General features: G+C 65.7%; 4 protein-coding genes. 1 reads left to right on the top strand and 3 read right to left on the bottom strand.

Going from position 1 to position 4,217, the window contains the following annotated elements:
* Window positions 1–264: 264 nt before the first annotated feature.
* Complete coding sequence (locus tag VFZ97_10795) at window positions 265–921, top strand: alpha/beta family hydrolase (GenBank protein ID HEX6393921.1); 657 nt, start codon at window positions 265–267, stop codon at window positions 919–921.
* Here the strand turns inward: VFZ97_10795 and VFZ97_10800 are convergent.
* The 3 genes from VFZ97_10800 to VFZ97_10810 form a co-directional block, all read right to left on the bottom strand.
* A complete protein-coding gene (locus tag VFZ97_10800) occupies window positions 918–1,919 on the bottom strand; it encodes an alpha/beta hydrolase (protein ID HEX6393922.1) in 1,002 nt (333 codons plus the stop codon). The two genes, VFZ97_10795 and VFZ97_10800, sit on opposite strands and share 4 nt — an antisense overlap.
* The gene (locus VFZ97_10805; protein HEX6393923.1) at window positions 1,920–3,629 is read right to left on the bottom strand and encodes an amidohydrolase family protein; all 1,710 of its coding nucleotides are present in this window, start codon (window positions 3,627–3,629) and stop codon (window positions 1,920–1,922) included.
* 40 nt (window positions 3,630–3,669) lie between these two features.
* Window positions 3,670–4,217 (bottom strand): hypothetical protein (locus VFZ97_10810; GenBank protein HEX6393924.1); only part of this gene is annotated, 548 nt, incomplete at its 5' end.

Consider the following 4,217-nt stretch of genomic DNA (forward strand, 5'->3'; position numbering starts at 1 on the left):
GCCGGGAAGGTCGGCCTAGACGGCCTTAGCGGGCTTTGGGAACGCTTCTTCCACTTCGGACAGGATGGCGTCGATTCTCGCGATGAGTGAGTCGATCACCTCACGGCGGGCGTCGCCGGGTCGCTGCGTGTCCTGGGTATCAGATTCGGTCTTACTCGGGGGGTTCATGGTCCTGCTCATGCTTTCTGGCCGCAGAGCTCCATTTTGAGCCTTTATGCGTCCGGCCCTTATCTACCCTTGTCGCCGGTCGTAACCTCGTAACCGGTGACCGTGTGGGAGACGCCCGTCGAGATCGTGCTCGAAGGGGCTCAGCTGCAGGCAGACCTCGCCGTTCCGCCCGGCGCCGGCGCGGTCGTGCTGTTCGCACACGGGAGCGGAAGCGGCCGGGACAGTCCCCGCAACCGACAGGTTGCTCGCCGGCTGCAGGACGAGTCGATCGCCACGGTGTTGCTGGATCTGCTGACCCAGAGCGAGGAAGCGGCCGAGTTCGCCGGCGGGCGACTGCGGTTCGACATCGAGCTCTTGGCGTCACGGTTGGAGGCGGCGACCGAATGGGTCCGCAACCAGCCAGATCTGGCTGACTTTCCGCTTGGCTACTTCGGAGCGAGCACCGGCGCCGGCGCGGCCCTCGTCGCGGCCGCGCGAGAAGGTGATCGAGTCGGCGCCGTGGTGTCCAGAGGGGGGCGCCCGGATCTGGCCGGCGATGCTTTGAAAGACGTCAGAGCGCCGACTCTTCTCATTGTTGGCGCCCGCGACACCAACGTCCTCGAGTTGAACCGAGAGGCGGCGGAGCGCCTAACCGTCCACCATGAAATCGAAGTGATCGAAGGCGCGACTCACCTTTTCGAGGAGCCCGGTGCTCTCGAGCAAGTTGCGGATCTCGCTTCGATGTGGTTCAGGGACCACTTGATCAAGCGCTAAGTACCGGCCACTGCCTTCATAAAATCCAGCAGCTCGGCGTTGACTTCCGCCGCTCGTTCCTGTTGCACCCAGTGACCGGCGCCCGCCAACAAAACATCCCCCCGATGATCGGTCACCCATCCCGACATCACCGACGGCGGCGCCATGAACAGAGTCGGATCCGAGGCGCCGCCTATGAACATCGACGGAATCTCGATCTTCTTGCCGGCGAGGTCGGCCGTCAGCTCCCAGTTCCGGTCGAGGTTCCGGTACCAGTTGAGACCGCCGGTGAAGCCGGTGCGGGCAAACTCGGAAACGTAGACGTCGAGCTCCTCGTTGCTCAGCCAATCTGGCAACCGATCGGGCTCAGGAAGGCGTTCGACGAAGCCTCGGCCGTCGGGAGCGCTCATCGCGACCGCCGCCGACGCCGGGTCGCCGCCCGCCGTGATCCCGGCGAGGAATCGCCGCAAGGTCTTGGAAGGGTCGGCGCCCAGGTCGGCATCGGCGACGCCTGGTTCCTGGAAGTACAGGATGTAGAAGAAGTTGCTGGCGAAGAGTTGGCGGAAGACCTGTAGAGGGGGTAGTTCGCCGCGCGGCACGAAGGGAACGCTCATGCCGACGACGCCTGCGAACCGGTCGGGATGGCGCAAGGCCAGGGTCCAGGCGACCATCGATCCCCAGTCGTGTCCGACGACAACGGCCTTTTGGTGCCCGAGCGCGTCGAGCAACCCAATGGCGTCCGCCATCAGATGCTCGATGTCGTAGAGGGAGACATCATCCGGGCGCGACGATCTCCCGTAACCTCGTTGGTCCGGCGCGATCGCCCTGAAGCCCGACTTCGCGAGAACCGGGAGTTGATGCCTCCACGAGAACGCCAACTCCGGGAACCCGTGCAGCATCAGCACCGGGAAACCTTGACCAGCCTCCAGCACGCGAAGCTCGACTCCGTTGGTCGCGACGTTCGAGCTTCGGACACCGGCCGGCAGCGCCGGCGGCTGCTCTTTTTCCCGGTCGGCCACCTACAGAGCGGCCCGCACGAGCTGCCCGGGGCACTCGCCGGTCGCCGAGTCCTTCTCGCGCACGACCACGCCGGACTTGATGGTGGAGAGGTAGCCGGAGGCGCGCTGGACGAGTCGTTTTCCGCCGGCGGGGAGGTCACGGGCCATGACTACCTCACCGAGTCGGAGGCCGTCGAAGTCGATCACGTTCACGTCGGCGATAAGGCCCGGCGCCAGACGGCCACGATCCGTGAACCCGAACAGGTCTGCGGTGCGCGCCGTTTGAAGGTGGACGGCCTTTTCGAGGCTGATCCTCTCGCCGCGGCTTCGGTCGCGTACCCAGTGCGTCAGCATGAACGTCGGCATCGCCCCGTCGCAGATCAGTCCGCAGTGCGCGCCGCCGTCGGCGAGGCCGAGCACCGTCGACGGGTGGACGATCATCTCGCGAAGGGCGTCGAAGTTGCGATCGGTGTAACCGAGCAGGGGCGCGTAGAGGAGTTCTTGCCCTCCTCGCTCGAACATCAGGTCGTAGGCGACTTCGAGCGGTCGTCGTCCCTGACGCTCTGCGATCCCGGCGACGCTCTGGTCTGGTGCAGGTTCATAGTTCGGTGGGTCGCCCAACTGGTAAAGGTTGTTGATGTTGGCGTGGAGCACGGCCAGGAACGGGTTGGTGAAGCTCAACGGCTCGTCCAGGATCGCCTGACGGACCTCGGGGTCGCGGAGCCGCGCCAGCCGCTCGTCGATTGGAAGGTCGGCCAACGGTTGGTAGGCCTGATGACCGCTGAACAGGTGGTAGCTCGAGTCCCAGCCGACCATGACCGATGCGGGCTTGCCTGCCACCTGCGGGACAAGCCAAGCGCCTTCTCGGTTCAATTCGAGTCCGTGGTCGATCGACTGACGCCACGCCCCAGGAATGAATGGGACGTCGAGAACCATGTAGGTGAGCGGTTGGTGAGCGCGGCGGGAGATCTCGGCCATCCACGCCATTTCCTGCACGATGTTCGGCCCGAAAACATGCTCGCTCGCGACAGAGAAGACCCGCCGCCCTAACCCGCCGAGCGACTCACCGATCGCGATGAGCTCGTCGGCCTTCGCGAAAGTTCCGGCCGCCGGCTGACCATCCTTGGCCATGTGCGCGAGGGTGCGCGTCGTCGACACGCCCACCGCACCTGCTTCGAGGGCCTCGCGGGCGATCTTTGCCATTAGTGCGATCTCCTCGGTGGAGGGGTCCGCGTTGTTGCGATCGCAGCCGAGGACGTACGCCCTCAGGGCTCCATGAGCGACCATCGCGGCGACGTCGAGGACGCGCGGCGTGCGCTCCACCTCGTCGAGGTATTCGGGGAAGCTCTCCCAGTCCCAGCTCATTCCCTCGGCGAGGGCGGTGCCGGGGATGTCTTCTACGCCCTCCATCAGCTGAATGAGCCAGCCCCGTTCCGACGCCCGGGCCGGGGCGAAGCCGACACCGCAATTCCCGACGACGACAGTCGTAACGCCGTGCCATCCCGACGGCGAAACCTCAGGGTCCCACGTGACCTGTCCGTCGTAGTGGGTGTGCACGTCGACCCAACCCGGCGTGACGATCGCGCCATCGGCGTCGATCTCCCGCGCGCCTCTTCCATCCACCTTGCCGACAGCCACGATCCGCCCGCCCTCGATCGCGGCATCGCCGGTGTAAGGAGTCCGCCCGGTTCCGTCGACGATCTTGCCGCCTCGGATGACTACGTCGTGCATGGATTTCTCCTCTTGTCGTTCTTGGTCTGTTGATCGTCTGTCATGCGGCGGCGGATGCCGACCTCAGAAGCTCTTCTCTCGTTGGGCCTCGCCCGGCGGCGGGCACGGCAGGGGGGTTAGCCGCCAGCTCCATCATTCGGGTCAGGAACACCGGGTCCGTGAACAGCTCGTTGGGCGTCACGAGCAGGTGGAGCAGTCGCGCGAAGCCGTTGATCACCACTGGGTCGGTGACAGCTCCCGAGGCCACCGCTTGCAGAACGGCGAGCAGATCTGGCTGGCCTTGTCCGGGATCGCTTGCCTGCGAAGTCGGGCGGTTGCGCATCGCGGCTCTCGCCTGGTCCATCATCACCGAGCTGTGGAACCACGGCTCGACCTCCCGAGCGCATGACGCCTCGTAGGCACGGGATCTGGCGAGCAGATCATTCGGATGGGCAGCGACCGCGTCGACGAGAAGCGTCGCCTGAACGAGGGCGAGCGAGCACCCGCGCCCGTAGGCCGGGTTCGTGCAGGTGTGCGAGTCGCCTACAGCGTGGAACCCCGCCACAAGCGGCTCGCCGTTGCGGTCGGTGAACCGGCGGAGCCGGTTGA

Source organism: Acidimicrobiales bacterium (genome assembly GCA_036378675.1).
Taxonomy (GTDB): domain Bacteria; phylum Actinomycetota; class Acidimicrobiia; order Acidimicrobiales; family Palsa-688; genus DASUWA01.

Coding starts and splice junctions, on each gene's coding strand:
- VFZ97_10805 (HEX6393923.1), bottom strand. CDS start 3,629: ATGCACGACGTAGTCATCCGAGGCGGCAAGATCGTCGACGGAACCGGG.